General features: G+C 74.7%; 20 protein-coding genes and 1 riboswitch. Of the genes, 6 read left to right on the top strand and 14 right to left on the bottom strand.

What is annotated here, in order from left to right; genetic code table 11:
• Positions 1-31: 31 nt before the first annotated feature.
• From ACFC2L_RS07155 to ACFC2L_RS07115, 9 genes are all read right to left on the bottom strand, one after another.
• On the bottom strand, positions 32-910 hold the full coding sequence (locus tag ACFC2L_RS07155; RefSeq protein WP_375823584.1) for a shikimate dehydrogenase: 879 nt from the start codon (positions 908-910) through the stop codon (positions 32-34).
• Entirely contained in the window at positions 907-2,061 is a 1,155-nt protein-coding gene (mltG, locus tag ACFC2L_RS07150) for an endolytic transglycosylase MltG (RefSeq protein ID WP_375823583.1), read from the bottom strand. The genes ACFC2L_RS07155 and mltG overlap by 4 nt, the downstream gene beginning before the upstream one ends.
• On the bottom strand, positions 2,058-2,594 hold the full coding sequence (gene ruvX, locus ACFC2L_RS07145; RefSeq protein ID WP_375823582.1) for a Holliday junction resolvase RuvX: 537 nt from the start codon (positions 2,592-2,594) through the stop codon (positions 2,058-2,060). Before ruvX ends, mltG begins: the two co-directional genes overlap by 4 nt.
• On the bottom strand, positions 2,591-5,278 hold the full coding sequence (gene alaS / locus ACFC2L_RS07140; protein ID WP_375823581.1) for an alanine--tRNA ligase: 2,688 nt from the start codon (positions 5,276-5,278) through the stop codon (positions 2,591-2,593). The genes ruvX and alaS overlap by 4 nt, the downstream gene beginning before the upstream one ends.
• A gap of 69 nt (positions 5,279-5,347) precedes the next feature.
• Complete coding sequence (locus ACFC2L_RS07135) at positions 5,348-5,707, bottom strand: hypothetical protein (RefSeq protein WP_375823580.1); 360 nt, start codon at positions 5,705-5,707, stop codon at positions 5,348-5,350.
• Positions 5,707-6,102, bottom strand: coding sequence for a DUF948 domain-containing protein (locus ACFC2L_RS07130; RefSeq protein WP_087472004.1), 396 nt, complete (start codon positions 6,100-6,102; stop codon positions 5,707-5,709). The genes ACFC2L_RS07135 and ACFC2L_RS07130 overlap by 1 nt, the downstream gene beginning before the upstream one ends.
• Before the next feature lie 246 nt (positions 6,103-6,348).
• A complete protein-coding gene (gene rpsD / locus ACFC2L_RS07125) occupies positions 6,349-6,975 on the bottom strand; it encodes a 30S ribosomal protein S4 (protein ID WP_047234514.1) in 627 nt (208 codons plus the stop codon).
• Between the two features lie 243 nt (positions 6,976-7,218).
• Positions 7,219-8,178 carry a hypothetical protein gene (locus ACFC2L_RS07120; protein ID WP_375823579.1) on the bottom strand — a complete coding sequence of 320 codons (960 nt, stop codon included), beginning with the start codon at positions 8,176-8,178 and terminating at the stop codon, positions 7,219-7,221.
• Positions 8,179-8,369: 191 nt separating this feature from the next.
• Positions 8,370-9,851, bottom strand: a complete 1,482-nt coding sequence (locus ACFC2L_RS07115; RefSeq protein WP_375823578.1) for a replication-associated recombination protein A — start codon at positions 9,849-9,851, stop codon at positions 8,370-8,372.
• Between the two features lie 126 nt (positions 9,852-9,977).
• Between ACFC2L_RS07115 and ACFC2L_RS07110 the strand changes: the two genes are divergently transcribed.
• Complete coding sequence (locus ACFC2L_RS07110; RefSeq protein WP_375823577.1) at positions 9,978-12,224, top strand: MMPL family transporter; 2,247 nt, start codon at positions 9,978-9,980, stop codon at positions 12,222-12,224.
• 34 nt (positions 12,225-12,258) lie between these two features.
• On the opposite strand, the gene ACFC2L_RS07105 is transcribed toward ACFC2L_RS07110, so the two are convergent.
• A complete protein-coding gene (locus ACFC2L_RS07105; RefSeq protein ID WP_375823576.1) occupies positions 12,259-13,068 on the bottom strand; it encodes a GNAT family N-acetyltransferase in 810 nt (269 codons plus the stop codon).
• On the bottom strand, positions 13,065-14,864 hold the full coding sequence (gene aspS, locus ACFC2L_RS07100) for an aspartate--tRNA ligase (RefSeq protein ID WP_375823575.1): 1,800 nt from the start codon (positions 14,862-14,864) through the stop codon (positions 13,065-13,067). Before aspS ends, ACFC2L_RS07105 begins: the two co-directional genes overlap by 4 nt.
• A 206-nt stretch (positions 14,865-15,070) precedes the next feature.
• Here aspS and ACFC2L_RS07095 point away from each other — a divergent pair, with 206 nt between their 5' ends.
• On the top strand, positions 15,071-15,538 hold the full coding sequence (locus tag ACFC2L_RS07095) for a PPOX class F420-dependent oxidoreductase (protein ID WP_375823574.1): 468 nt from the start codon (positions 15,071-15,073) through the stop codon (positions 15,536-15,538).
• Positions 15,539-15,573: 35 nt separating this feature from the next.
• On the top strand, positions 15,574-15,882 hold the full coding sequence (locus tag ACFC2L_RS07090) for a hypothetical protein (protein WP_375823573.1): 309 nt from the start codon (positions 15,574-15,576) through the stop codon (positions 15,880-15,882).
• 45 nt (positions 15,883-15,927) lie between these two features.
• On the opposite strand, the gene ACFC2L_RS07085 is transcribed toward ACFC2L_RS07090, so the two are convergent.
• Both ACFC2L_RS07085 and ACFC2L_RS07080 read right to left on the bottom strand, forming a co-directional pair.
• Entirely contained in the window at positions 15,928-17,592 is a 1,665-nt protein-coding gene (locus tag ACFC2L_RS07085) for an Rv2578c family radical SAM protein (RefSeq protein WP_375823572.1), read from the bottom strand.
• A 31-nt stretch (positions 17,593-17,623) separates the two neighbouring features.
• Complete coding sequence (locus ACFC2L_RS07080; RefSeq protein ID WP_375823571.1) at positions 17,624-18,097, bottom strand: hypothetical protein; 474 nt, start codon at positions 18,095-18,097, stop codon at positions 17,624-17,626.
• A gap of 87 nt (positions 18,098-18,184) precedes the next feature.
• Positions 18,185-18,304: riboswitch (TPP riboswitch) on the top strand.
• A 108-nt stretch (positions 18,305-18,412) separates the two neighbouring features.
• On the opposite strand from ACFC2L_RS07080, the gene ACFC2L_RS07075 reads away from it, so the two are divergent.
• The 3 genes from ACFC2L_RS07075 to ACFC2L_RS07065 are packed head-to-tail and all read left to right on the top strand — an operon-like array spanning position 18,413 to position 21,778.
• Positions 18,413-19,138, top strand: a complete 726-nt coding sequence (locus ACFC2L_RS07075) for an ECF transporter S component (RefSeq protein WP_375823570.1) — start codon at positions 18,413-18,415, stop codon at positions 19,136-19,138.
• Positions 19,139-19,151: 13 nt separating this feature from the next.
• The gene (locus ACFC2L_RS07070) at positions 19,152-20,993 is read left to right on the top strand and encodes an ABC transporter ATP-binding protein (RefSeq protein ID WP_375823569.1); all 1,842 of its coding nucleotides are present in this window, start codon (positions 19,152-19,154) and stop codon (positions 20,991-20,993) included.
• The gene (locus ACFC2L_RS07065) at positions 20,990-21,778 is read left to right on the top strand and encodes an energy-coupling factor transporter transmembrane component T family protein (protein WP_375823568.1); all 789 of its coding nucleotides are present in this window, start codon (positions 20,990-20,992) and stop codon (positions 21,776-21,778) included. Before ACFC2L_RS07070 ends, ACFC2L_RS07065 begins: the two co-directional genes overlap by 4 nt.
• Positions 21,779-21,840: 62 nt before the next feature.
• On the opposite strand, the gene ACFC2L_RS07060 is transcribed toward ACFC2L_RS07065, so the two are convergent.
• A complete protein-coding gene (locus tag ACFC2L_RS07060; protein WP_375823567.1) occupies positions 21,841-22,509 on the bottom strand; it encodes a peptidoglycan DD-metalloendopeptidase family protein in 669 nt (222 codons plus the stop codon).
• Positions 22,510-22,541: the final 32 nt, after the last annotated feature.

Below are 22,541 nucleotides of genomic sequence, written 5' to 3'. Positions count from 1 at the left end.
GCCGGCGGGCCCTGCGACGCGGGGACGCGCGTCAGGCCGGGACGCTCAGCGCGGACGTGAGCGCCCGATCCATGGCCTCCAGCGGCGCCACCCTGCCCGTCATGAGCCGCACCTGCTCGGCCGCCTGGTGCAGGAGCATGCGCTCGCCGCCGACCACGGTGCCTCCCGCCGCGGCCCAGGCCGCCGAGAGCGCCGTGGGCCGGGGGTCGTAGACGACGTCGAGCAGCACGCCTGCGACCGGCGCGGCCGCCTGTGCCAGCGCCTCGGCCACCGGGTCGGCCGCGCGCGACGGCAGGGTCGCCACGACCGCGTCGGCCTGCGCGAGTCGGGCGACGAGCGCGGGCGACGACGGGTCGAGGATCTCGAAGCGCGGCTCGACGCCCATGCGGTGCGCCGCGCGCTGGAGCGTGCCGGTGCGCCCGAGCGCGCGCACCATGACCGTCGGCGTGGTGCAGCCGAGCTCGGCGAGGGCGGCGAGCGTGGACGCGGCGGTCGCGCCCGCGCCGAGCACGACGGCGGTCCGCGCGTCCCGCTCCCCCAGCCCCTCGCGGAGCGCGGCGACGAGCCCGTGCACGTCGGTGTTCGTCCCGACGAACGTCGGGCGCCGCCCGCCGGTGGGCTGCACGACGAGCGTGTTCACCGCGCCGACGACGTTCGCGAGCGGGTCGACGTGGTCGAGCAGCGGGATCACGGCGTGCTTGAGCGGCATGGTCAGACTCAGGCCCGCCCACGACGCGTCGAGCCCGTTGACCAGCGCCGAGAGCTGCTCCTCGGTCGTGTCGATCGCCTCGTACGACCAGCCGTCCAGGCCGAGCGCCTCGTACGCGGTCCGGTGCAGCACCGGCGACAGCGAGTGGGCGACGGGGTGGCCGAGGACGGCCGCCCGTCGCGGAGCGCGCGCGGCGCTCACCCGCCGTTCTCCGCGAGCCACTGCCGGTACTCCTGCTTGAACTGCTCGAACTCGGCGTACGTGTCGGTGAACTTCGTCTCGCCCGTGTCCAGGTTGACGGTCACGTACCAGAGCCACGGGCCGTCGGGCGCGTTCATGACCGCCTGCACGCTCTCGCGGCTGGGGCTCCCGATCGGGGTCGGCGGCAGGCCCTGGTGCACGCGCGACGCGTAGGGCAGGTCGGGGTTCTGGAACTCCTCGGTCGTGATCTCGTTCTGAGGCTTTCCGAGCCCGTAGACGTCGATCGCGTCCATGCCGAGGGGCATGCCGTCCGCGATGCGGTTGTAGATCACCCGCGCGACCATCCCGCGCTGCTCGGCGTTCTTGCCCTCCCACTCGACGATCGACGCCATCGTGAGCACCTCCTGGAAGCGCTCCGGCGGGACGCCGAGGTCGGCGAGCTCGCTCAGGGTCTGGCTGACCATGCCCTGGATGATGCCCGTCGCGTTGACGTCGCCCGGCTCGAGGACGTACGTCGTCGGGTAGAGCCAGCCCTCGTAGTTGCCGTTCGCCTCCGCTGGCAGGCCCATGGCGGCGGTGTCGGCCATCGCGGCCTCGAAGTCGGCGACGGGGATGTCCGTCACGGAGGACGCCTTCTCGAGGATCTGCTTGACCGTGTAGCCCTCGGGGATCGTGATCTTGGTCTCGACCCGCGAGTCGTTCGCCACGAGGCGCGCGACGGCGTCCTTGGCCGGCATGCCGAGGAGCAGCGTGTGGGTTCCCGGCTGGATCTTCCCCGCGTTCGGGTTCTCCTCGAACGCCTTCGCGAACGCCGCCGAGCTGGCGACGACGCCGGCCTCGGTCAGGACCGCACCCATGTCGCGGCCGGTCGAGCCGGGCTCGATGACGACGTCGACGGGGTCCGTGCCCGGGCCCTCGAAGTCCTTGGCCTCGAGCGGGTTCGCGAACCCGAAGAGGTCGGAGGCGTTGTCGAGCAGCAGGTACCCCGCGCCGCCCACCACGAGGAGGGAGACGAGCAGGACGACGAGCGCGCGGCGACGCCGGCGCTGGCGTCGCTTCTTCGCCGCCCGGCGGGCGCGCTGCTCCGAGCGCGACGAGCGCGCGGGCTGCTGCTCGCCCTGGACGGCGGGCCGTTCGAACAGGTCGGTCACGGTCGGTGGTCTCCTGTCGGGTCTACAGGTTCTCCGGCGCGCGCCCCCGCGCCCCGCTCGGCCTCGAGAGCGGATTGCAGAATGATAACGGCGGCCGCCTGGTCGACGACGCTCCGGTGCTTGCGACCGGCGCGCCCCGATGCGTGCAGCGCCTGGTGCGCGCTGACGGTCGTCATCCGCTCGTCGACGAGGTGCACCGGCACCGGCGCGACGACGCGTGCCACCAGTCCAGCGTACGCCCGCGCCCCCTGGGCGGCGGCACCCTCTCCCCCGGAGAGGTGGCGCGGGAGGCCGACGTAGACCACCCGGGCGCCGCGCTCGTCGACCTCGGCCGCGATCCGCGCGACGTCCGTCGGGACCGCGGCTCCGGCCTTCGTGTCACGCGCGAGGGTCTCGACCGGGGTCGCGACGAGCCCGTCGGGGTCGCTCGCCGCGAGTCCGACGCGCACGCTGCCCACGTCGACGCCCAGGCGCGCCCCGCGCGGGACGGGGGCGCGCCCGTCGTCGGCGGGCAGCGGGGGGACGGCCGTCACGCGGCCGCCGCAGCGCCGTCGCGCACGCCCTGCAGGGCGGCGGGCAGCGCCGAGACGTCCGTGCCGCCGCCCTGGGCCATGTCGTCCTTGCCGCCGCCACCACCACCCAGGGTCTGGGCGGCCGCCTTGGCGAGCACGCCGGCGCGCAGGCCCGTCGCACGGGCCGACGCGTTGGTCACGACGACCACCTGCGGGCGGTCCTTCGCGACGCCCCCGACCGCCACGACGGCGGGCTCCGACTCGCCGAGGCGACCGCGCACGTCGAGCGCCAGCGCACGGAGGTCGTCCGCGGAGGCGACCTCGCCGGCGTCGTGCGCGACGACGCGCGTGCCGCCCGCGAGCTCCGCACCGGCGGCGAGCGTGCCCGCCACCGCGAGGAGCTGGGACTGCCGGAGCTGCGCGAGCTCCTTCTCCGCGTCCCGCAGACGCGACACGAGCGCGCCCACGCGGTCCGGGAGCTCCTCGGTCCGCACGTTGAGCAGCCCGGTGAGCTGGCCGACGAGCGCGTGCTCCTTGGCCTGGAACCCGTAGGCGCCGTCGCCGACCAGGGCGTCGACGCGACGCACGCCCGAGCCGATGGACGACTCGCCGAGCAGCGTGACGAGGCCGAGCTGGCCCGTCTGGCGCACGTGCGTGCCCGCGCACAGCTCGCGCGACCAGTCACCGCCGATCGACACCACGCGCACGACGTCGCCGTACTTCTCGCCGAACAGCGCCATGGCACCCAGGGCGCGCGCCTCGGTGATCGGCATGAGCTGGTCCGTGACCTCGAGGTTCTCCTGGAGCTGGGTGTTGACCCGCTCCTCGATCTCCGACAGCGCGCCCGCGGGCACGGCCGACGAGCGGCGGAAGTCGAAGCGGATGCGGCTCGGCGCGTTCTCCGAGCCGGCCTGGGTCGACTCCTTGCCGAGCGACTCCTGGAGCGCCTTGTGGATCATGTGCGTCGCCGAGTGTGCGCGGCTGATCGCCTTGCGGCGGTCGCGGTCGATCGTCGCGGTGCCGGGGTCGCCGAGCGCCGCCGTCCCCTCGACGAGGCGGCCACGGTGCACCGACAGGCCCTTGATCGGGCGCTGCACGTCGTCCACCTCGATGGTCGCGCCGCCGTCGAGCACGATCGTCCCGTGGTCGGCGAGCTGGCCGCCGGCCTCGGCGTAGAACGGGGTGCGGTCGAGCACGACCTCGACGTCCGCGGGCGCGGTCGCGGCGGGCGCGGGCACGCCGTCGACGAGCAGGCCCGCGACGCGCACCGACGCGGAGGACTCGGTGTACCCGAGGAACTCGACGGGGGCGGAGAGCTCGCCCGCGAGCGACTCGTAGGCGGCCGTGTCGACCCCGCCCGAACGCTTGGCGAGCGCGTCGGCGCGGGCGCGCTGGCGCTGCTCGGTCATGAGGGCGCGGAACGCCTTCTCGTCGACCTGGACGCCCTGCTCGGCGGCCATCTCGAGCGTGAGGTCGATCGGGAAGCCGTACGTGTCGTGCAGGGCGAACGCCTGGTCGCCGCCGAGCAGCGGCACCCCGCCCGTCCCCGCGGCGGCCTTGGCCTTGGTGACGGCCGTGTCGAGGATCGTCGTCCCCGAGGTGAGGGTGCGACGGAACGCGTCCTCCTCCGTGTACGCGACGTTCGAGATGCGCTCGAAGTCGGTCGCGACCTCCGGGTACGACGGCGCCATCGCGTCGCGGCTGACGGGGAGCAGCGCGGGCATCGCGCGGTCCTCGACGCCGAGCAGGCGCATCGCGCGCACGGAGCGGCGCAGCAGGCGGCGCAGGACGTAGCCGCGGCCCTCGTTCGAGGGGCGCACGCCGTCGTTCATGATCATGAGCGCCGAACGGACGTGGTCGGCCACGACGCGCATGCGCACGTCGTCCTCCTGGTTCGCGCCGTAGCGCCGGCCCGAGAGCGCCTCGGCGGCCGCGATGACGGGGAACACCTCGTCGATCTCGTAGAGGTTGTCCTTGCCCTGGAGCAGGTAGGCGACGCGCTCCAGGCCCATGCCCGTGTCGATGTTCTTGCGCGCGAGCTCCGAGACGATCCGGAACTCCTCCTTCGACTTCACGTCGTCGATCGCGTACTGCATGAACACGAGGTTCCAGATCTCGAGGTAGCGGTCCTCGTCGACGACGGGGCCACCCTCCTGGCCGAACTCCGGGCCGCGGTCGATGTAGATCTCCGAGCACGGGCCGGCGGGACCGGGCTGGCCCGTGGACCAGTAGTTGTCCTTCTTGCCGCGCGCCTGGATGCGCTCGTCGGGCAGGCCGGCGATGCGCTTCCAGAGCTGCCGTGCCTCGTCGTCGTCGTGGTAGACGGTCACCCAGACGGTCTCCGGGTCGAACCCGTACTTGCCCTCCTCGCGCGAACCCGTGACGAGGTCCCACGCGTAGGTGATCGCGCCTTCCTTGAAGTAGTCCCCGAAGGAGAAGTTGCCGTTCATCTGGAAGAACGTGCCGTGACGGGTCGTCTTGCCGACCTCGTCGATGTCGAGCGTGCGCACGCACTTCTGGACGCTCGTCGCACGGTCCCAGGGCGGGGTCTGCTCGCCCGTCATGTACGGGATGAACGGGACCATGCCCGCGATGGTGAACAGCGTGGACGGGTCCGGGGAGACGAGCGACGCCGAGGGCACGACGGTGTGGTCGCGGTCGGCGAAGTAGTCGAGCCAGCGCTTGCGGATCTCGGCGGTGCGCATGATGTCCTTCGGGTGCGGTCGGTGGTCGTGCGGGGTGCTTGCTGTGGTCGCGGCGCCAGGCCGCGCGTCCTAGAACGAGTAGCCGAGGAGGTCCTCGACGTCGTCGGTGTCGTCGAAGGGGCTGGGGTCTCCCGCGGCCGGGCGCGTGTGGCGGCCGGCCGCGCGGCGCGCTCGGACGACGTCGGGGTCCTCCTGGCCCTCCGCGAGGAGCGCAGCCATGAGCTCCTGCTCGCGCGCGTCGCGCGCGAGCGTGAACTCCGCGCGGAAGTCGCGGGCGATCCCGACGACCTTCTCGCCCAGCCCGTTGACCTGCTCCGTCGCCTGGTCCACGAGCGACGCCGGCGCGTAGCGCGCGAGGATCTTCTTGCCGCGGACGACGACCACGACCGTGATCGCGACCCCGACGCCGACCCAGAAGACGCGGCGCATCAGCGCGACCCCTCGGCACGTCCGGCGCCGTCCGACGAACGGCGCCGACCGAACGAGCGGGCGGCCGCCTGGCGCACGCCGTAGGTGAACGCGGCGACCTTCACCAGCGGGGCGCCGAACGTCGCGGCGTACAGTCCCGTGAGGGCGGAGACGTTCTCGCTCACCTGGGCGGCCGACGTCGTGATCGTGTCGACCTTGACGAGCTGGCTGTTGGTCGTTGCGACCGTCGTCGCGGCCTCGTCGAGGATCGGGACGGAGTGGTCCGTGACCTCCTTGATGCTCGCGCGCGCCTCGTCGAGCACGCGACCGAGCTTGAGGAGCGGCACCGCGAGCAGGCCGACGAGCAGCACGAACGCGATGGCTGCGATGAGGCCGGCCACGTCTCCCAGGGACATTCTTCCTCCAGTGCCAGTCACGGTGCCTTGTGCGCGGACGTCGCGCGGGACGGTCCACGGCGCCGCGGGAGTCCTCACGGACGTGCCCACGACTTCGCGAAACACTACCCGCACCAGGGCGGGGACCGCCGTCGGGCACGGCACGACGGCCCCGACGGTCTCACCACGAGGGCCGGCGGGACCGGCCCGGACGCACGAACGCCTCGCTCGCCGACGAAGCGGTGAGCGAGGCGTCCGGAGCGAGGGTCAGCGAGCGTAGTACTCGACGACGAGCTGGACCTCGCACTGCACGGGGACCTCGGCGCGCTTCGGGCGACGCGTGAGGATCGCGCTCAGCTTCTCGAGCTGGACGTCCAGGTAGCCCGGGACGGCCGGGAGGACGTCGCGGTGCGCGCCTGCGGCCGCGACCTGGAACGGCGTCGTCGCCTGGCTCTTCGGCTTGACCTGGAGGGTCTGGCCGGGCTTCACGCGGAACGACGGGCGGTCCACGATCTTGCCGTCGACGAGGATGTGGCGGTGCGTGACCGCCTGGCGCGCCTGCAGGATGGTGCGGGCGAAGCCGGCGCGCAGCACGAGCGCGTCGAGGCGGGTCTCGAGGTTCTCGACGAGCGCCTCACCGGTCAGACCCTTGTCCTTGCGGGCCTCCTCGTACGCACGCGCGAGCTGCTTCTCGCGGAGCATGTACTGGGCGCGCAGACGCTGCTTCTCGCGGAGACGGACCGCGTAGTCCGACTCGGTGCGGCGGCGGGCGCGGCCGTGCTCACCCGGGGGGTACGGGCGCTTCTCGAAGTGCTTGACGGCCTTCGGGGTGAGGGCGATGCCCAGGGCGCGGCTCAGGCGGACCTGGCGGCGCGAGCGCTTGACAGACGTCACAGCGGTATCTCATTCCTGTCGTGTGGGTACTGACGTCACACCTGGTCCCGAGAGATCGGGTCCGGGTGCGGGACCAGCCGATGGACCACGCATCTCTCCGAGGGAGAGGGCGGGTCGGGGCCGAGGTCCCAGGTGGTCGCCGTGAAGGCAACCTGAGAAGTCTACCGCACCCGCGAGATAGCGATCCCCCGCCGAGATAGCGACGCTCGACCATCATTCTGGCCCTGGTCGTGCCGGGCGTCGCTATCTCGCGGAGGCCCGTCCTCGGGCAGTGAGGACGCGCGCGATGAGCCGGTCCGGGTCGTCGAGGTCCTCCCAGGAGACCCGGAGGAGGATCCAGCCCGCCTCGACCAGCGCGTCGTGGCGCCGTTTCTCCTCGTACAGAGCGCTCTCGACCTCGTCGGGCGCGCCCCGATACTTGAGACGTCCGTCGAACTCGAGCCCGACCTTGAGATCCTGCCAACCGAGGTCGACCCACCGCTGACCCACCCACGTCGAGACCGCGATCGCGGCCGACAACGGAGGCAGTCCCGCTTCACCCAGAACCCAGCGTAGGCGGGACTCCCCCGGAGACTCCACGGCGCCGTCGGCGATCGCCAGCACCCTGCGCGCCGAGCGCACACCCCTCTTGCCCACCGACTCCGCGAGGATCCGCCGGACGAGCGAGCGGTCGATCCCGATGCGCGACGCCGAGTCCGCGACGACCACGGCCTGCTCGCCCGGCAGGGTGAGCGCGCAGTCGACGACCGTGCGCTCGAGCGTCGTCACGGGCACACCGGCGAGTGTCGTGCGGTCACGCGTGGGCAGCACCGTCCAGTGACGACGCACGGGCCCGGCCGACGCCCGGACGTCGGGCGGCCGCAGCTGAGTGATCTCCGCCTCGGGTCGGAGCCCGTACGTCCAGCAACCCCACAGCAGCGCGGCGCTCGTGTGACTCACCCACAGGTCGGTGGTGAGCGACTCGAGCACGGCGGCAAGATGGGTGAGGTGCTGTCGTTCACGCTCGAGCGCCACGCTCGCAGGGCCCTCTGCGTGCGGAGCGGACGCGACGTACACCCCGCGACGCAGGCGGAGGAGCTCTCCGCGCCGCCGCGCCGCACGGATCTCGTCCTCGCGCTCGGGCGTCGAGCGCACGACGGCGGGAAGGCTGCGCGGGCGCGGGATCGGGCTCCCTGGACGGGACGGTGGACGTGTCGTCGGCATGGCAGCCATCTCAGCGCTGACGGCCGAGCGACGGCACCCCGCACTGCCGCCACCTGTGGACGACGACCCGTGGGGACGCTCCTGTGGTCGACCGACAACGGTCGTCGGGCAACCGCGCAGCGCGAGATAGCGATCCCCGACCTCATGCCGCCTCGGACAAGGTCGGTGGTCGCTATCTGGGCCGGGAATCGCTATCTCGCGGTCCGGGCGGGGTCAGCATCGTCACGAGCCAGGATCTCGCGGATGCGGCCGAGCCGGTCCGTGACCTGGCGCTCGTAGCCGCGGTCGGTCGGCGTGTAGTACCGGGATCCGACAAGGGTGTCGGGCAGGTACTGCTGCGGCGCGACGCCGTGGGGCGCGTCGTGCGCGTACCGGTACCCGGTGCCGTGGCCGAGCTGCTTGGCACCCGGGTAGTGCGCGTCGCGCAGGTGCGACGGGACGGACCCGGCCCTCCCGGCACGGACGTCCGCGAGCGCCGCGTCGATGCCGAGGTAGGCGGCGTTGGACTTGGGCGCGGTCGCGAGGTGCACCACGGCCTCCGCGAGGACGATCCGTCCCTCGGGCATGCCGATGAGCTGGACGGCCTGGGCCGCGGCGACGGCGGTCTGGAGCGCGGACGGGTCGGCCATGCCGACGTCCTCCGCGGCGGCGATGACGATGCGCCGGGCGATGAAGCGCGGGTCCTCCCCCGCCGCGATCATGCGGGCGAGGTAGTGCAGCGAAGCGTCGACGTCGGAGCCGCGCATCGACTTGATGAACGCGGAGACGACGTCGTAGTGCTGGTCGCCGTCGCGGTCGTAGCGCACGGCCGCGACGTCCACGGCGCGCTCGACGGCGTCGAGGTCCACCCTCACCGGCGAGCCGTCCGCCGGGCCGGGCTCGCCGTCCTCGTCGGTCGTCGCGTCCTCGGAGGCCGCCACGGGGGCGGGGACCGGGGCGTCGGAGAGCGCGGCGCCGGCCGCCGCCTCGAGCACGGTGAGCGCCTTGCGCGCGTCGCCGCCCGCGAGGCGCACGAGGTGGTCCTCTGCCTCGTCGGTGAGCGCGACGAGGCCGCCCAGCCCCCGGTCGTCGGCGACGGCGCGGCGCACGAGGGCGCGGACGTCGTCGTCCCCGAGGGGCTGGAGCGTGAGCAGGAGCGAGCGGGAGAGCAGAGGCGAGTTCACGGAGAAGCTCGGGTTCTCGGTGGTCGCCGCGACGAGCGTGACCCAGCGGTTCTCGACGCTCGGCAGGAGGGCGTCCTGCTGGGACTTGGAGAAGCGGTGCACCTCGTCGATGAACAGGACGGTCTCCTCGCCGCCGGTCGCGAGGCGGCGGCGGGCGTCCTCGACGACGGTGCGCACGTCCTTCACGCCCGCGGTGACGGCGGAGAGCTCGACGAAGCGGCGACCGGACGCGGTCGCGATGAGGTAGGCGAGCGTCGTCTTGCCCGTGCCGGGCGGGCCCCAGAGGATGACGGAGCCGGGCGCGGCCCGGCCGCCGGACGCGTCCGACTCGATGAGGCGCCGCAGGGGCGAGCCGGGGACGAGCAGGTGCGCCTGGCCCGCGACCTCGTCGAGGGCGGCGGGACGCATGCGCACGGCGAGCGGGGCCCCCGGTCCGGGTCGCGGCGTGCCCTGCGCGCCGGAGGTGGCGGCGCCGAAGAGGTCGCCGCCGAACAGATCACCGGTGGACATGCCCCGAGCCTACGCACCGCCGCCCACGCGCCCGGACGCCGCCGGCGTGGGGAGGTCGGGTGAACGTCGTCCACGGCGCCGCGAGGGATCTGACACGCGGCGCGGACGGATGGGATGCTGGCGCTCGTGTTCTCGAGCCTCGGTCGTCGTGTCGCCCGCCATCCCCGCCTCACGGTCGTCGTGTGGGTCGTCCTCACCGGGCTCGGGTTCGCTCTCGCGCTGTTCGGCGTGCACGGGGAGAGCGTGTTCGACCGGGTGACCACGGGGGCGCCCTCCATCCCCGGCTCGGACAGCGAGCGCGCGACCGAGATCCTCGCCGAGAACGACGAGGGCGGTCCGGAGATCACGCTGCTGGTGAGCGAGGTCGACCCGGGGGACGCGCAGGTCGTGGAGGCGATGACCGAGGTGAACGCGGACCTCGTGGCGGTCGAGGGCGTGGACACGGTCATCAATCCGTACGTGATCCCCGGCGGGGTCGAGGACCCGGCAGCCCAGTCGCTGGTCGCGAACGACGGGGACGGGTTCCTCACCGTGGTGACGCTGCGCACCGACATCGGCGCGGAGCGGACGGACGCCGTGGCCGAGCGCGTCGTCGAGCAGCTCGAGGCGGTGCCTGGCGTCCTCGCGGAGGCGGCTCCGGACGCGGCCGGGGACGCGACGGGCCTCGTGGGCTCGAACGCGCTCATCGTCGACGCCATCACGGGGCAGGTCGAGGAGGACCTGACGACGGGCGAGAAGGTCGCGCTGCCGGTCGCGCTGCTCATCATGGTGCTCGTCTTCGGCGGTTTCCTCGCCGCCGCGATGCCGATGGCGGGGGCCGTCGCGTCCATCGGGACGGGCCTGGGCGTGCTGCTCGGCCTCACGTACGTGCTCGACGTCGACGCGTCCGTGGTCAACGTCGTCACCCTGCTCGGACTCGGGCTCTCGATCGACTACGGGCTGCTCGTCGTCTCTCGGTTCCGGGAGGAGCTGCACCGGCTGGTCGCCGCCGGCGACGACCCGTCCCTGCGCCGACGTCGCGGGGACGGCGTGGTCCACGCGGCGCTGATCCGGACGATGGAGACGGCGGGCCGCACGGTCGCGTTCTCGGCGCTCACGGTCGCGATCTCGATCGCCGGGCTCATGGTGTTCCGCCCGGACATCCTGCGGTCGGTCGGCGCGGGCGGCCTCGGCGTCGTCCTCGTCGCGGTGGCGACGGCGCTCACGCTCGTCCCCGCGCTCCTCGCGTTCTCCGGCCGCCGCCTCGCGAAGCCGGGGATCCTCGGCCGGATCCCCGGCCTGCGCCGCGTGCTCGCCCGGACCGCGGACGTGCAGTCCGACGAGGGCGCGTTCTCCCGTCTCGCCGCGCGCGTGCAGCGCCACCCGGTGTGGGTGCTGCTGACGACGGTCGTCGTGCTCGTCGTCCTCGCGCTGCCCGTGCTCGGCCTGCACATGCGCAACTCGGGCATCGAGCTGCTGCCCCAGGGGTCCCCGCAGCGGGAGTTCGTCGACGAGCTCGCCGCGCAGTACCCGTCGAGCGAGAGCGCCCAGGTCGTGGCCGTGGTCGACGCGAGCGTCGAGGACGCCCAGGCGTGGGCCGACGAGGTCGCGGGGCTCGACGGCGTCGCGAGCGTCGACCCGGCAGCCCCGCTCGGCGACTACGCCGTCGTGGGCGTGCACGTCGACGCGGACGACGCCGGCGGCCCCGAGGCGGTGTCGGTCGTGCGGGAGGTCCGTGCCACCGACCCGGGGTTCGAGGTGTGGGTCACCGGGCAGGCCGCCGGGCAGGTCGACTTCCTCGACGCGCTCGGCGAGCGCGTGTGGTGGGCCGTCGGGATCGTCGTGGGCGCGACGCTCGTGCTGCTGTTCCTCATGACGGGATCCGTCGTCGTGCCGGTCAAGGCGCTGCTCACGAACGCGCTGTCGCTCGCCGCGTCGCTCGGCGTGCTCGTCTGGGTGTTCCAGGACGGGCACCTGGAGGGCCTGCTCGACTTCTCCTCGGTCGGCGGGATCGAGACCTACGTGGTCGCGCTGGTCGTCGCGTTCGCGTTCGGCCTCGCGATGGACTACGAGGTGTTCCTGCTCGCGCGCGTCAAGGAGCTCTACGACGCGGGCCACCCCAACGACGAGGCGGTGCGCCTCGGGCTCCAGCGCTCCGGGCGGATCATCACGTCCGCGGCGGCGATCATCATCGTCGTCTTCGCGGGCTTCGTCTTCGGCGACCTCCTCGTCATCAAGGAGGTCGGGTTCGCGCTCGCCGTCGCGGTGCTCATCGACGCGACGATCGTCCGCCTCCTCCTCGTGCCCGCGACGATGACGCTGCTCGGCCGGTTCAACTGGTGGGCGCCACGCCCCCTGCGCTGGGTGCACCGCAGGCTCGCGATCACGCACTGAGCGTCCGCGCGGACGGCACGGGCAGACGACGCCGTCAGCGGCGCGACTCGAACTCCTGCGTCACGACGAACCCGAGCGCGGCGTAGACGCGGCGGGCGGCGTCGTTGTCGGCGTACATGCCGAGCACGACGATCCCCTCGTCCCGCCGGCACGCCCGCGTCGTGACCGCCACGACGGCTCGGGCCGCACCCCGGCCACGCGCCGTGGGTTCCGTGGCGACCCCGCCGAGCGCCCACGGGATGCCCGGCCCCGGGCGCCGCGCACCCGCGACGCTGCGGACCGTCCCCGTCTCGTCCCGCCAGCCCCACCAGCGGGTCCCGGGCTCGGACGGGTCGAGCTCCGCCGAGGGGTTCGCCACGTCGAGCGCGGCGCGCACGCGAGACCGGCCCTCCTCCCCGTCGAGCGCCACCACCCGCTGCTCCCCCGGCTGGACGAGCGGGTCGGCCGTCGCGGTGAACCAGTCCCAGCGCGAGACGGGCTCCGTGCGCAGGTGGTCGGGGACCGCACGACCGGTGCGACCGCCGAGGGCGGCCGCGGCCGTCGTCGTCCCGCGCGGGAGCGACGACCGCACCACCCCGGCGGCCAGGTCCGGCCGGTCGAGGAGGAGGTGCGCGACCCCCGTCGGCGTGCCGAGGCCCCACAGCGCGGCGGACCCCGCGTCGAACACGCGTCGCACGACGAGCGCGTCGTCGCGCTCCACGGCGTCGAGGACGTCCCAGCCGTCCCGCTCCGCACGGACGACCGGGTGGTCCGCCCAGCGCCCCAGGCTCGGTACGACGCGCGAGGGCGCGCCGACCCGGTCGTCGCGGGTCGGCGCGCCCTCGCGCGCGGTGCGGGTCGTCATGCCTCCGGCGTCGGCTCTCCCGCGTCGCTCTTCGGTGCGGCGGGCTTCGCGTCGACGCCCGCCTCCTTGCGCTGCTCGGGCGTGATCGGCGCGGGCGCCTGCGTCAGCGGGTCGAACCCGCCGCCCGACTTCGGGAACGCGATGACGTCGCGGATCGAGTCCGACTTCGTCAGCAGCGCGACGATGCGGTCCCAGCCGAACGCGATCCCGCCGTGCGGGGGCGCGCCGAACTTGAACGCGTCGAGGAGGAAGCCGAACTTCTCCTGCGCCTCCTCCGGCCCGATGCCCATGACCTCGAACACGCGCTCCTGCACGTCGCGGCGGTGGATACGGATCGAGCCGCCGCCGATCTCGTTCCCGTTGCAGACGATGTCGTACGCGTACGCGAGCGCCTCGCCCGGGTTCTGCTCGAACGTGTCGACCCAGTCGGGCGTGGGCGACGTGAACGCGTGGTGCACGGCGGTCCAGGCAGAGTTGCCGAGATCGACGTCGTCGTCCTCGCCGGTCGGCTTGAAGAGCGGCGCGTCGACGACCCAGACGAACGCCCACGCGTCCTCGTCGATCTGACCCGTGCGCTTCGCGATCTCCTGGCGCGCGGCGCCGAGCAGCGCGCGCGAGTCCGACGTCTTGCCCGCGGCGAAGAACACGGCGTCGCCCGGCTGCGCGCCGGTCACGTCGCGCAGGCCCTCGCGCTCGGCGTCGGACAGGTTCTTGGCGACCGGGCCGGCGAGCGTCCCGTCCTCCTGGAACGTGACGTACGCGAGCCCGCGGGCACCGCGCTGCTTGGCCCACTCCTGCCACGCGTCGAACTGGCGGCGCGGCTGCGACGCCCCGCCCGCCATGACGACCGCGCCGACGTACTCCGCCTGGAACACGCGGAACGGCGTGTCCTTGAAGTAGTCCGTCAGCTCGACGAGCGGGTTGCCGAAGCGCAGGTCCGGCTTGTCCGACCCGTAGAGGCGCATGGCGTCGTGGAACGTCATGCGCGGGATCGGGGTCGGGATCGTGTACCCGATGAGCTCCCACAGCGCGACGAGGATCTTCTCGGCGAGCGCGATGACGTCGTCCTGCTCGACGAAGCTCATCTCGACGTCGAGCTGCGTGAACTCGGGCTGCCGGTCGGCGCGGAAGTCCTCGTCGCGGTAGCAGCGCGCGATCTGGTAGTAGCGCTCCATGCCCGCGACCATGAGGAGCTGCTTGAAGAGCTGCGGCGACTGCGGCAGCGCATACCAGGAGCCGGGCGCGAGGCGTGCCGGCACGAGGAAGTCGCGCGCGCCCTCGGGAGTCGAGCGCGTGAGCGTCGGCGTCTCGATCTCGACGAACTCCTCCGCGTCGAGCACGCGGCGCGCGGCCTGGTTGACCTTGGCGCGCAGGCGCAGCGCGTGCGCGGGGGCGGGGCGGCGCAGGTCGAGGTAGCGGTGCTTGAGGCGCGCCTCCTCGCCGATCGTCTCGGTGTCCGCGAGGGCCGTGGAGACCTGGAACGGCAGCGCCTCGGACGTGTTGAGCACGACGACGTCGCTCGCGACGACCTCGATCTCGCCCGTGGGCAGGGCCGCGTTCTCGTTGCCGTCGGGCCGGCGCGAGACCTCGCCGGTGACCTGGAGGACGAACTCGTTGCGCAGCGGGTGCGCGACGGCCTCGTCGCGGATGACGACCTGGGCGATGCCGGACGCGTCCCGCAGGTCGATGAAGGCCACGCCTCCGTGATCGCGCCGACGGTCGACCCAGCCCGTGAGGGTGACGGTCTGACCGGTGTGCTCGGCCCGCAGTGAGCCGGCCGTTCGGGTGCGCAGCACGGAGGATTCCTTCCAGGTGGGCGGTGGGGGTGGCGCTCCCGGGGGCGGGCGCGCGTCCGCACGAGTCTAGTGCGGGCGGGCGCGGTGCTCGACCGGATACCGTGGCGGTGCCGCCGCTCCACCCGCGCGCCGACCGTGTCGCGCGTCCGGGCCGGCGGCACCGGCGTGCGCCGACCGGCCCGCCGCCCGCACGAGGAGGGGTGATCGTGGCACGCACCATCGCGACGAACCGGCGCGTCGAGCGCGACGAGCTCGAGCAGTTCCTGCGGTCCCGGCACGACGGCGTCCTCGTCACGACGCGCGCCGACGGGCGGCCTCAGCTCAGTCCGGTCACGTACGGGGTCGACGACGCGGGCCGGGTCGTCGTGTCGACGTACCCGGAGCGCGCCAAGGCGGCCAACGTGCGTCGCGACCCGCGCGCGTCGCTGCTCTCGCTGGGCGAACGCTTCTCGGACCCGTGGGTACAGGTCGACGGCGAGGCCGAGGTGATCGACCTGCCCGAGTCGGTCGAGCCGCTCGTCGACTACTACCGCTCCGTCAGCGGCGAGCACCCGGACTGGGACGAGTACCGCGAGGCCATGGTGACGCAGGGCAAGTCGCTCGTGCGCCTGACGATCACGCGCTGGGGCCCGGTCGCGACGGGCGGCTTCCCGGCGCGTCTCGCGGAGGGCTGAGCGCGGCGCGGGGCACCACGGCGTACCGTTCGGTCGTGCCGATCACCCTGTGCGTGTTGCTGTGGCCCACGGAGGGCAGCGCCGACCTGCTGAGCGAGTACGAGGACGACGTCCTCGCGCTCGTGCCCGCGCACGGCGGGCGCGTGCTGTCGCGCATGCGCACGCTGCCCGGTCAGGACCCGTCGCTGCCGACCGAGGTGCAGGTCATCGAGATGCCGGGGGACGACGCGCTGGCCGCGTACCTGGCCGACCCCGCGCGCGTCGCGCTGGGAGCCGTGCGCGACCGGGCCGTGGCGCGGACGGACATCGTCCGCGTCGGCGACGTCCCGGACCGGCCCGCCTGACCCGACGCCGTCGCCCGGCTGCCACCGCCGTCCACCGCACAGGAGTCAGAACAGCACCTGCTCGACTCCCCCGCCCACGACGTCCAGCCCGCCGCCGTCCACCGGCATGCCCGCGAGCGCCCCGTCGTGCCCGTGCCCGTCGGAACGTTCCGGGGCGCCCCCGGCGAGGCTTCCGGTCGGGTAGGCACCGTCGGTCGGCGGGTCGGGCGCGCGGCGCCGGTCGCCGAGACCGCCGAGCTCGCCCCGGCGGTACCGTCCCTCGACGCCGGCGGGACCGCGGTGGCCGGACACCGCGAAGCCGCGCGCCTCGAGCATCGGGCGCACGCGGTCCCACAGCCAGGAGCGGTACGCCTTCGAGGCGTACGCCCCACGGGCGTAGACCCGCTCGTAGCCGGGGACGAGCTGCGGGTGCTCGCGCGCGAGCCAATCCAGGTACCACTCGCGCGTGCCAGGCTTGAGGTGCAGGGGCAGCACCGTCACTCCCGTCGCGCCCGCGTCCTTGACCGCGTCGAGCAGGTCGGTCAGCGCGCGCGTGGAGTCGGTGAGCCACGGCAGCACGGGCGCGACCATGACACCGCACGGCAGGCCCGCCTCGCGGACCGCGCGGATCAGGTCGAGGCGTGCGCGCGGCGAGGGCGTGCCCGGTTCGACGCTCGCCTGGAGAGCCGGGTCCAGCAGCGCGAGCGAGACGCCGATCCCCACCTCGACGCGCGAGGCGGCGTCGGCGAGCAGCGGCAGGTCGCGGCGCAGGAGCGTGCCCTTGGTCAGGACCGACAGCGGCGTGCCGGAGCCCGCGAGCGCGTCGATGATGCCCGGCATGAGGCGGTAGCGCCCCTCGGCCCGCTGGTAGGGGTCCGTGTTCGTGCCGAGCGCGACGGGCTCGCGGCTCCAGGACGCGCGGGCGAGCTCGGCGCGCAGCACCTCGTCGACGTTCACCTTGACCACGACCTCGCGGTCGAAGTCGTCACCCGCGTCGAGGTCGAGGTACTGGTGGGTGGGCCGGGCGAAGCAGTTGTGGCTCACGACCCCGGCGGCGACGAAGTCCCGCGTCCCGGTGGTGATGTCGACGAGCTCGGTCTCCTCCCCGGGCCCGTCGAGCGCCTCGAGCGAGTCGACGCGCAGCGCCTCGTCGCCCGTGACGTCCCGGCCCTCGAGCGCGACCCGTCCGTCCGCGAGCACTGCCGCCCCCGGGCCGAGGAGGACGTCGCCCAGCGCCAGGTGGGAGCGGCGCCCGGCCCCGCCGACGACGTGACGCCAGCCGCGTTCGGTGAGGAACCGGTGGTCGCCGCTCGCCGTGAGGCGCGTGCCGTCCGCGAGGGTCACGCGGTACGCGCGCTTGCGGGTGGTCCAGCGGTCGAGCACGCGCGTGCGCACGTAGCGCCGGTAGGCGCCGTGCGGCGCGGTCCCCACGATCTCGTCGCCGACGCGCAGCTCGCCGATCGGCCGCTGCGTGCCGTCGGCGAGCAGCACCGGCGTCGACGGCGCGAGGCAGTAGGAGCAGGCGTGGCTGCAGCCGCGGTACGGGTTGACCGTCCAGCGGAACGGCATGCGCGACATCGCCGGGACCTTCGACAGCGCGCTCTTGGCCGTCACCTCGTGGAACGTGATGCCCGCGAACTCGGGCGTGCGCACGCTGCGCACGAGGCCCGCCCGCTCCAGCCCCGGGAGAGCGCCGTCGTCCGCGCCGAGCGCCTGTCCGTCCCACCTCACCCGCACATTCGAACAGGTGTTCGATTCGACGTCAAGCCCCGGGGACGGCCGCCCGCCCGACGCCTACCCCCGCGTCCCCGGCGACCCACGCCTTGAGCAGGGAAAGGTTCGCGAGCGGCACGTGGTGCCCGATCCGCGGGTGGTCCAGCGTCACCCCGACGACGCCGGCCGCACCGAAGGAGGCGAGGTAGTCGATCGCGGCCGGCACCGGGACCGCGAGGAGCGGCACGGCGTCGCCCTCTGCGGCGAGCCCGAGGGCCAGCGCGGCCTCCTTCGCGCGGCCGGCGCTGCTGTAGAGGCAGATCATCGGCCCCTGGGCGGCGGCCACCGCGTACGGGCGGGGCCGGTCCTCGGGGCCGCGCGCGATGAAGAACCAGGTGTCGAGCCGGGCCGCCTGCCGCCAGAGGTCGATCTGCGCCGTCGTGTCTCCGGCGGGCGCCGACCGGACGGCCTCGTCGAGGCGGTCGAGCTCGGCGACCGCCGCAGGGTCGTTGTCCGTGGTCATGCCGCCACGCTCTCATGCCCCGACGGCCCGTCCCGCTGGCTGAGACGCCGGGATTGTCCGGGCCGCGCCGAGGGCCTAGGGTCGGGCCGAACGCCCCCGGGGAGCGCACGAGCGCTGAGAGTGCAGGCCGGACACCCGTCCCTCCTGCAGACCCGTGGAACCTGATCTGGTTCGTACCAGCGAAGGGAGCAGGGCCGACGTCACCGTCCCCTGCGCGCTCGTGCCCGCGCGCCCGCGCCGTGCCGTGCGCGCGGGCCCGGCGGTGGCGCGCCGTCGTGCACCCCTCGCCCCGGGGGCCCGACGGAGGGAACCCGCATGGCCGAGCCCCGCACCACCCCGCAGCAGGCGACCCGGAGCGCCGCCGTACCCACCGACCAGCCGCCCGCCGGGTCGGCCGGCGTGTCGCCCGGCGTGTCGGGCGGCGGGGCGCCCGGTCCCGCGGTCCGCCCGACCGGGCGCCCCGCGCCACGTCGCGGGCTGACGCTGCACGAGACGGTGCTGATCGCCGTCCTCGGCGTCGTCTTCGGGTTCGTGTACTGGGCGTTCGTCCAGCTCTGGGCCCCGCTCCAGCTCGCGATGGGCCCCCTCGCGGACCTCGCCGCGAACGTCCTCGCGGGCGCGTGGATCGTCGTCGGCCCCCTGGCCACGTACATCGTGCGCAAGCCGGGGGTCGGCATCCTCGCCGAGACCCTCGCCGCGCTCGTCGAGGTCGTCTTCCTCGCCTCCCCCGCGGGGCCGCTGCTGCTCGTCGTGGGCCTGGTCCAGGGCGTCGGCGCCGAGCTGCCGTTCGCGCTCACGCGCTACCGCCGGTTCGGCTGGTGGGTGTTCGTCGCGTCGGGCGTGAGCGCCGCGCTCGTCACGTTCGCGTTCAACGCCGTGCGCTTCGGCTGGCTCGGTCAGGACTACGCGATGCTCCGGCTCGGGATCCAGGTCGTGTCGTGCATCGTGCTGTGCGGCCTCGCGGCCCGCCTCCTCGGCGACTCGCTCGCCCGCACGGGCGCCCTCGACGCGTTCGCGATCGGCGCGGCCCGCCGTGGGTGAGGCGACCGCGCACGTGGCTGACGTGACCGCGCACGCGCGCGACGTTCCCGACGCTGTCACAGCCGCCGACGTGACCGTGCACCTCGGGCACCACGGCACCCGGGTGCTCGACGGCGTCGACGTCACCGTCCCGGCCGGGACGAGCCTGCTGGTCCTCGGCCCCTCCGGGTGCGGGAAGTCGACCTTCCTGCGCGCGCTCGTCGGCGTCGTCCCGCACACCCTCCCGGGCGCCGTCCTGGGCGGCCTCCGCGTGACCGGCGCCGACCCGCGCGAGGTGCCTCCGCCCGCGCTCGCCGCCCGCGTCGGCCTCGTCCAGCAGCGGCCCGGCGACCAGCTCTGCCTGGCGCGAGTGGACGAGGAGCTGCGGTTCGCGCTCGAGAACCGCGGTGCCGACCCCCGCAGCATGGACGCCCGCGCGACCGCGGCGCTCACCGCCGTCGGCGCCGCGCACCTGCACGACCGCCCGACCCACGCGCTGTCGGGCGGCGAGGCCCAGCGCGTCGCGGTCGCCGCGGCGCTCGTCGCCGAGCCGGAGCTCCTCGTCCTCGACGAGCCCACCGCGCTGCTGGACCCCGCCGCCGCCCACGACGTCGGGGCCCTCGTCGCCCGCCTCGCGCGCCGACCCGGACCCGGGGACGGTCACGACGCCGCGCCGCGGCACCGCTCGGTCGTGCTCGTCGAGCACCGCCTGGACGACCTGGGCACGCTGCCGGACGCGACCCTGGTGCTCGGGCGCGACGGCAGGGTCGTCGCGCACGGCCCCACCGACCGCGTCCTGCGCGAGCACGCGCACGACCTCGCCGGGCTGGGGTGCTGGCTGCCCCTCGCCGTCCGCCTCGAGCAGGCGGGCGCCCCGGGGCCGCTCGGCTCCCCCGAGGCCGACGACTGGCTGGCCGACCTCGCGCGGTCCTCGCCCGCGCGCCCCACCACCGACCCGGCCGTGACCCCGGCCGGCGCGGCGCGCCCCGTGGCGCTCCGGGCCCGCGGCCTCGCCGTCCATCGGGGCGGACTCCGCGCGGGGCGGTCCCGGCACGGCGGCCCGGACGTCGTGCGCGACGTGGACCTCGACGTCCGCGCGGGCGAGGTGCTCGCCGTCGTCGGGCCCAACGGGGGCGGCAAGTCGACGCTCCTGCGCGGCATGGCCGGGCTCGAGCGCACCACGGGCGAGGTCGCGACCGCGACCGGCGAGCCCGTCGCGATGGTGTTCCAGGACCCCGAGCACCAGCTCGTCGCCCGCACGGTGCGCGAGGAGGTCGCCTGGTCGGCGCGGCTCGCCCGCCTCGACGACGTCGACGCGCGCGTCGACCGGGAGCTCGCCGCGTTCGGGCTCGCGCGCCTCGCCGACGCGAACCCGTACCGGCTCTCGGGCGGCGAGCAGCGGCGCCTGTCCCTGGCGACAGCGACCGTCCTGGACCCGCCGGTCCTCCTCGCCGACGAGCCCACGTTCGGGCTGGACCGGGCCCAGGCCGCCGCGGTCGCCCGCGTCCTGCGGGAGCGCGCCGACGCGGGCGGTGCGGTGGTCGTCGTCTCGCACGACCTCTCGCTCGTCGCGGCGGTCGCCGACCGGGTCGCCGTGGTCGTCGGCGGCACCCTCGCGACGGTCGCCGAGCCGTCGACGGTCCTCGCCGACGACGCGCTGTGCGCGCTCGCGGGCCTGCGCCGGTCCCCGCTGCTCGACTGGTGGGCACGCGTGGGCCGCGGTCGCGGCCTCGACCCGGGCGCGCTCGTCCGTGCGCTCGACGCCGCGTGCGACACCCGGCACGACGTCGTGCGCGACGTCGTGCCGGGCGCCGATCCCGGGACCGCGAGACTCCCCGCGCCCACGGCCGCGGTCGCCGCGGAGGTCGCCCCGTGACCGGTCACCGCCCGACGGCCCTCGAACGGTGGAACCCGACGGTCAAGCTCGCGACGGTGCTCGTCGTCTCGACGGCCGCGCTGCTCGTCACCGACCCGGTCACGCCCGCGACCGGCTGGGTGCTCACGGTCGCCGCGCTGCTGACGCTCGGACGCGTTCCCGTCCGGACCCTCGCGCTCGCCCACGTCCCGTTCGTGGTGTTCGCGACGAGCCTCCTGGTGGTCAACGTCGTCACCCGGCCCGGGGGCGCCGCGGTCCCGCTGGGTCCGTTCACCGTCGGCGCGGACGGCCTGACCATCGGCGCGGCGCTCGCGCTGCGCACGCTGCTCGTCGGCGCGCTGTCCCTCGCGCTCGTCCTGACGACCGACCCCGTGCGCCTCATGACGAGCCTGCACCAGCACGCGCGCCTGCCCGCGACCTGGACGTTCGCGGTGCTCGCCGCGCACCGGCTCCTCGTCGAGCTCCCCGACGCGTGGCACACGATCCGCTGCGCCCAGGCGGTCCGCGACCCCCGGCGCCGGCCGGGCCGGCTCCCCCGGTCGCCACGGTCGCTCGGCGCGGCCGCCTTCGCGCTGCTCGTCGGGGCGGTGCGCCGGTCCGAGCGGCTGACGGTCGCGCTCGAGTCGCGCGGGCTGGGCTGCGGCCCCCGGACGTCCTCGCGGCCCGTCCCGCTCGGCGTGCCCGACGTCGTCGCGGCGGGCGCCGTCCTGGCCGTCGCCGGCGCGGTGGTCGCGGCGGGCGTCCTCGGGGGGTGGGTGACCGGGATCGGCGCGCTCACCGCGTGAGGCGACACCGCCGTCGACGCGCCCGGGCAAGCCCGCCGGGCCGACCTACCGGCCGAGCCGCCTCACACGGGCTCGACGACCGTTCCCTCGCCCGGGACCCCGAGCGCGACGCCGCGGACGCCCGCGTCGCGCCCGTGCTCGCGGTAGGCGCGGAACGCGAGCGGCACGCCCCGCGCGGCGTGCGCGTCGGGACCGTCCATGGCCTGCACGTGCACGTGCGGCTGCGTCGAGTTCCCCGAGTTCCCGCACCGACCCACCACGTCGCCCGTCGTCACCCGCTGCCCGGGGCGCACCTCGACCGACCCCCGACGCAGGTGGGCCAGGACCACGAACACGCCCGGGACGTCGAGCGCGACCACCACGTGGTTCCCCGCGAGCGCCGCGCGGCCGGCACGCGCCCGGGACGCCTGCGTGAGCGCGTACCCGAGCAGCGCGAACGGCGAGCGCCGGGCCTCGTGGTCGGGCTCGCCGTCGTGCGCCGCGACGACCGTGCCCGCGCCGGGCGCGAGGACGGGCAGGCCGAAGCCGAGGAACCGTTCGGGCGGCTCGGTGCCGAGCACGGTGCGCCAGTCGCGCACGTCCGCGGTGCGGCGCCCGCGGACCGCGACGAAGTCGATCGCGTAGGTGGTGGCGAACAGGTGCGTCCCGTGGCTCGGGACGCGCCGCGCCGGGCTGTTCTGCACGAGCCACGTGCCCGCGAACGGCAGGGCGAGCTCGACCGCGTCCGCCACGTCGTCTCCCCTCGCCCTGCACGCCGTCCGGT

The organism is Cellulosimicrobium sp. NPDC055967 (assembly GCF_042269845.1).
GTDB lineage: Bacteria > Actinomycetota > Actinomycetes > Actinomycetales > Cellulomonadaceae > Cellulosimicrobium.
The sequence above is the reverse complement of the archived record's forward strand: the minus strand, read 5'-3'. Positions and strand labels throughout refer to the sequence as shown.

Bases quoted from the DNA above. Each gene is read 5' to 3' on its own strand.
- ACFC2L_RS07105 (WP_375823576.1), bottom strand. From the start codon at position 13,068: ATGACGACCCGCACCGCGCGCGAGGGCGCGCCGACCCGCGACGACCGG.
- ACFC2L_RS07080 (WP_375823571.1), bottom strand. From the start codon at position 18,097: ATGACCACGGACAACGACCCTGCGGCGGTCGCCGAGCTCGACCGCCTC.
- ACFC2L_RS07075 (WP_375823570.1), top strand. From the start codon at position 18,413: ATGGCCGAGCCCCGCACCACCCCGCAGCAGGCGACCCGGAGCGCCGCC.
- ACFC2L_RS07135 (WP_375823580.1), bottom strand. From the start codon at position 5,707: ATGCGCCGCGTCTTCTGGGTCGGCGTCGGGGTCGCGATCACGGTCGTG.
- alaS (WP_375823581.1), bottom strand. From the start codon at position 5,278: ATGCGCACCGCCGAGATCCGCAAGCGCTGGCTCGACTACTTCGCCGAC.
- ACFC2L_RS07120 (WP_375823579.1), bottom strand. From the start codon at position 8,178: ATGCCGACGACACGTCCACCGTCCCGTCCAGGGAGCCCGATCCCGCGC.
- ACFC2L_RS07130 (WP_087472004.1), bottom strand. From the start codon at position 6,102: ATGTCCCTGGGAGACGTGGCCGGCCTCATCGCAGCCATCGCGTTCGTG.
- ACFC2L_RS07115 (WP_375823578.1), bottom strand. From the start codon at position 9,851: ATGTCCACCGGTGATCTGTTCGGCGGCGACCTCTTCGGCGCCGCCACC.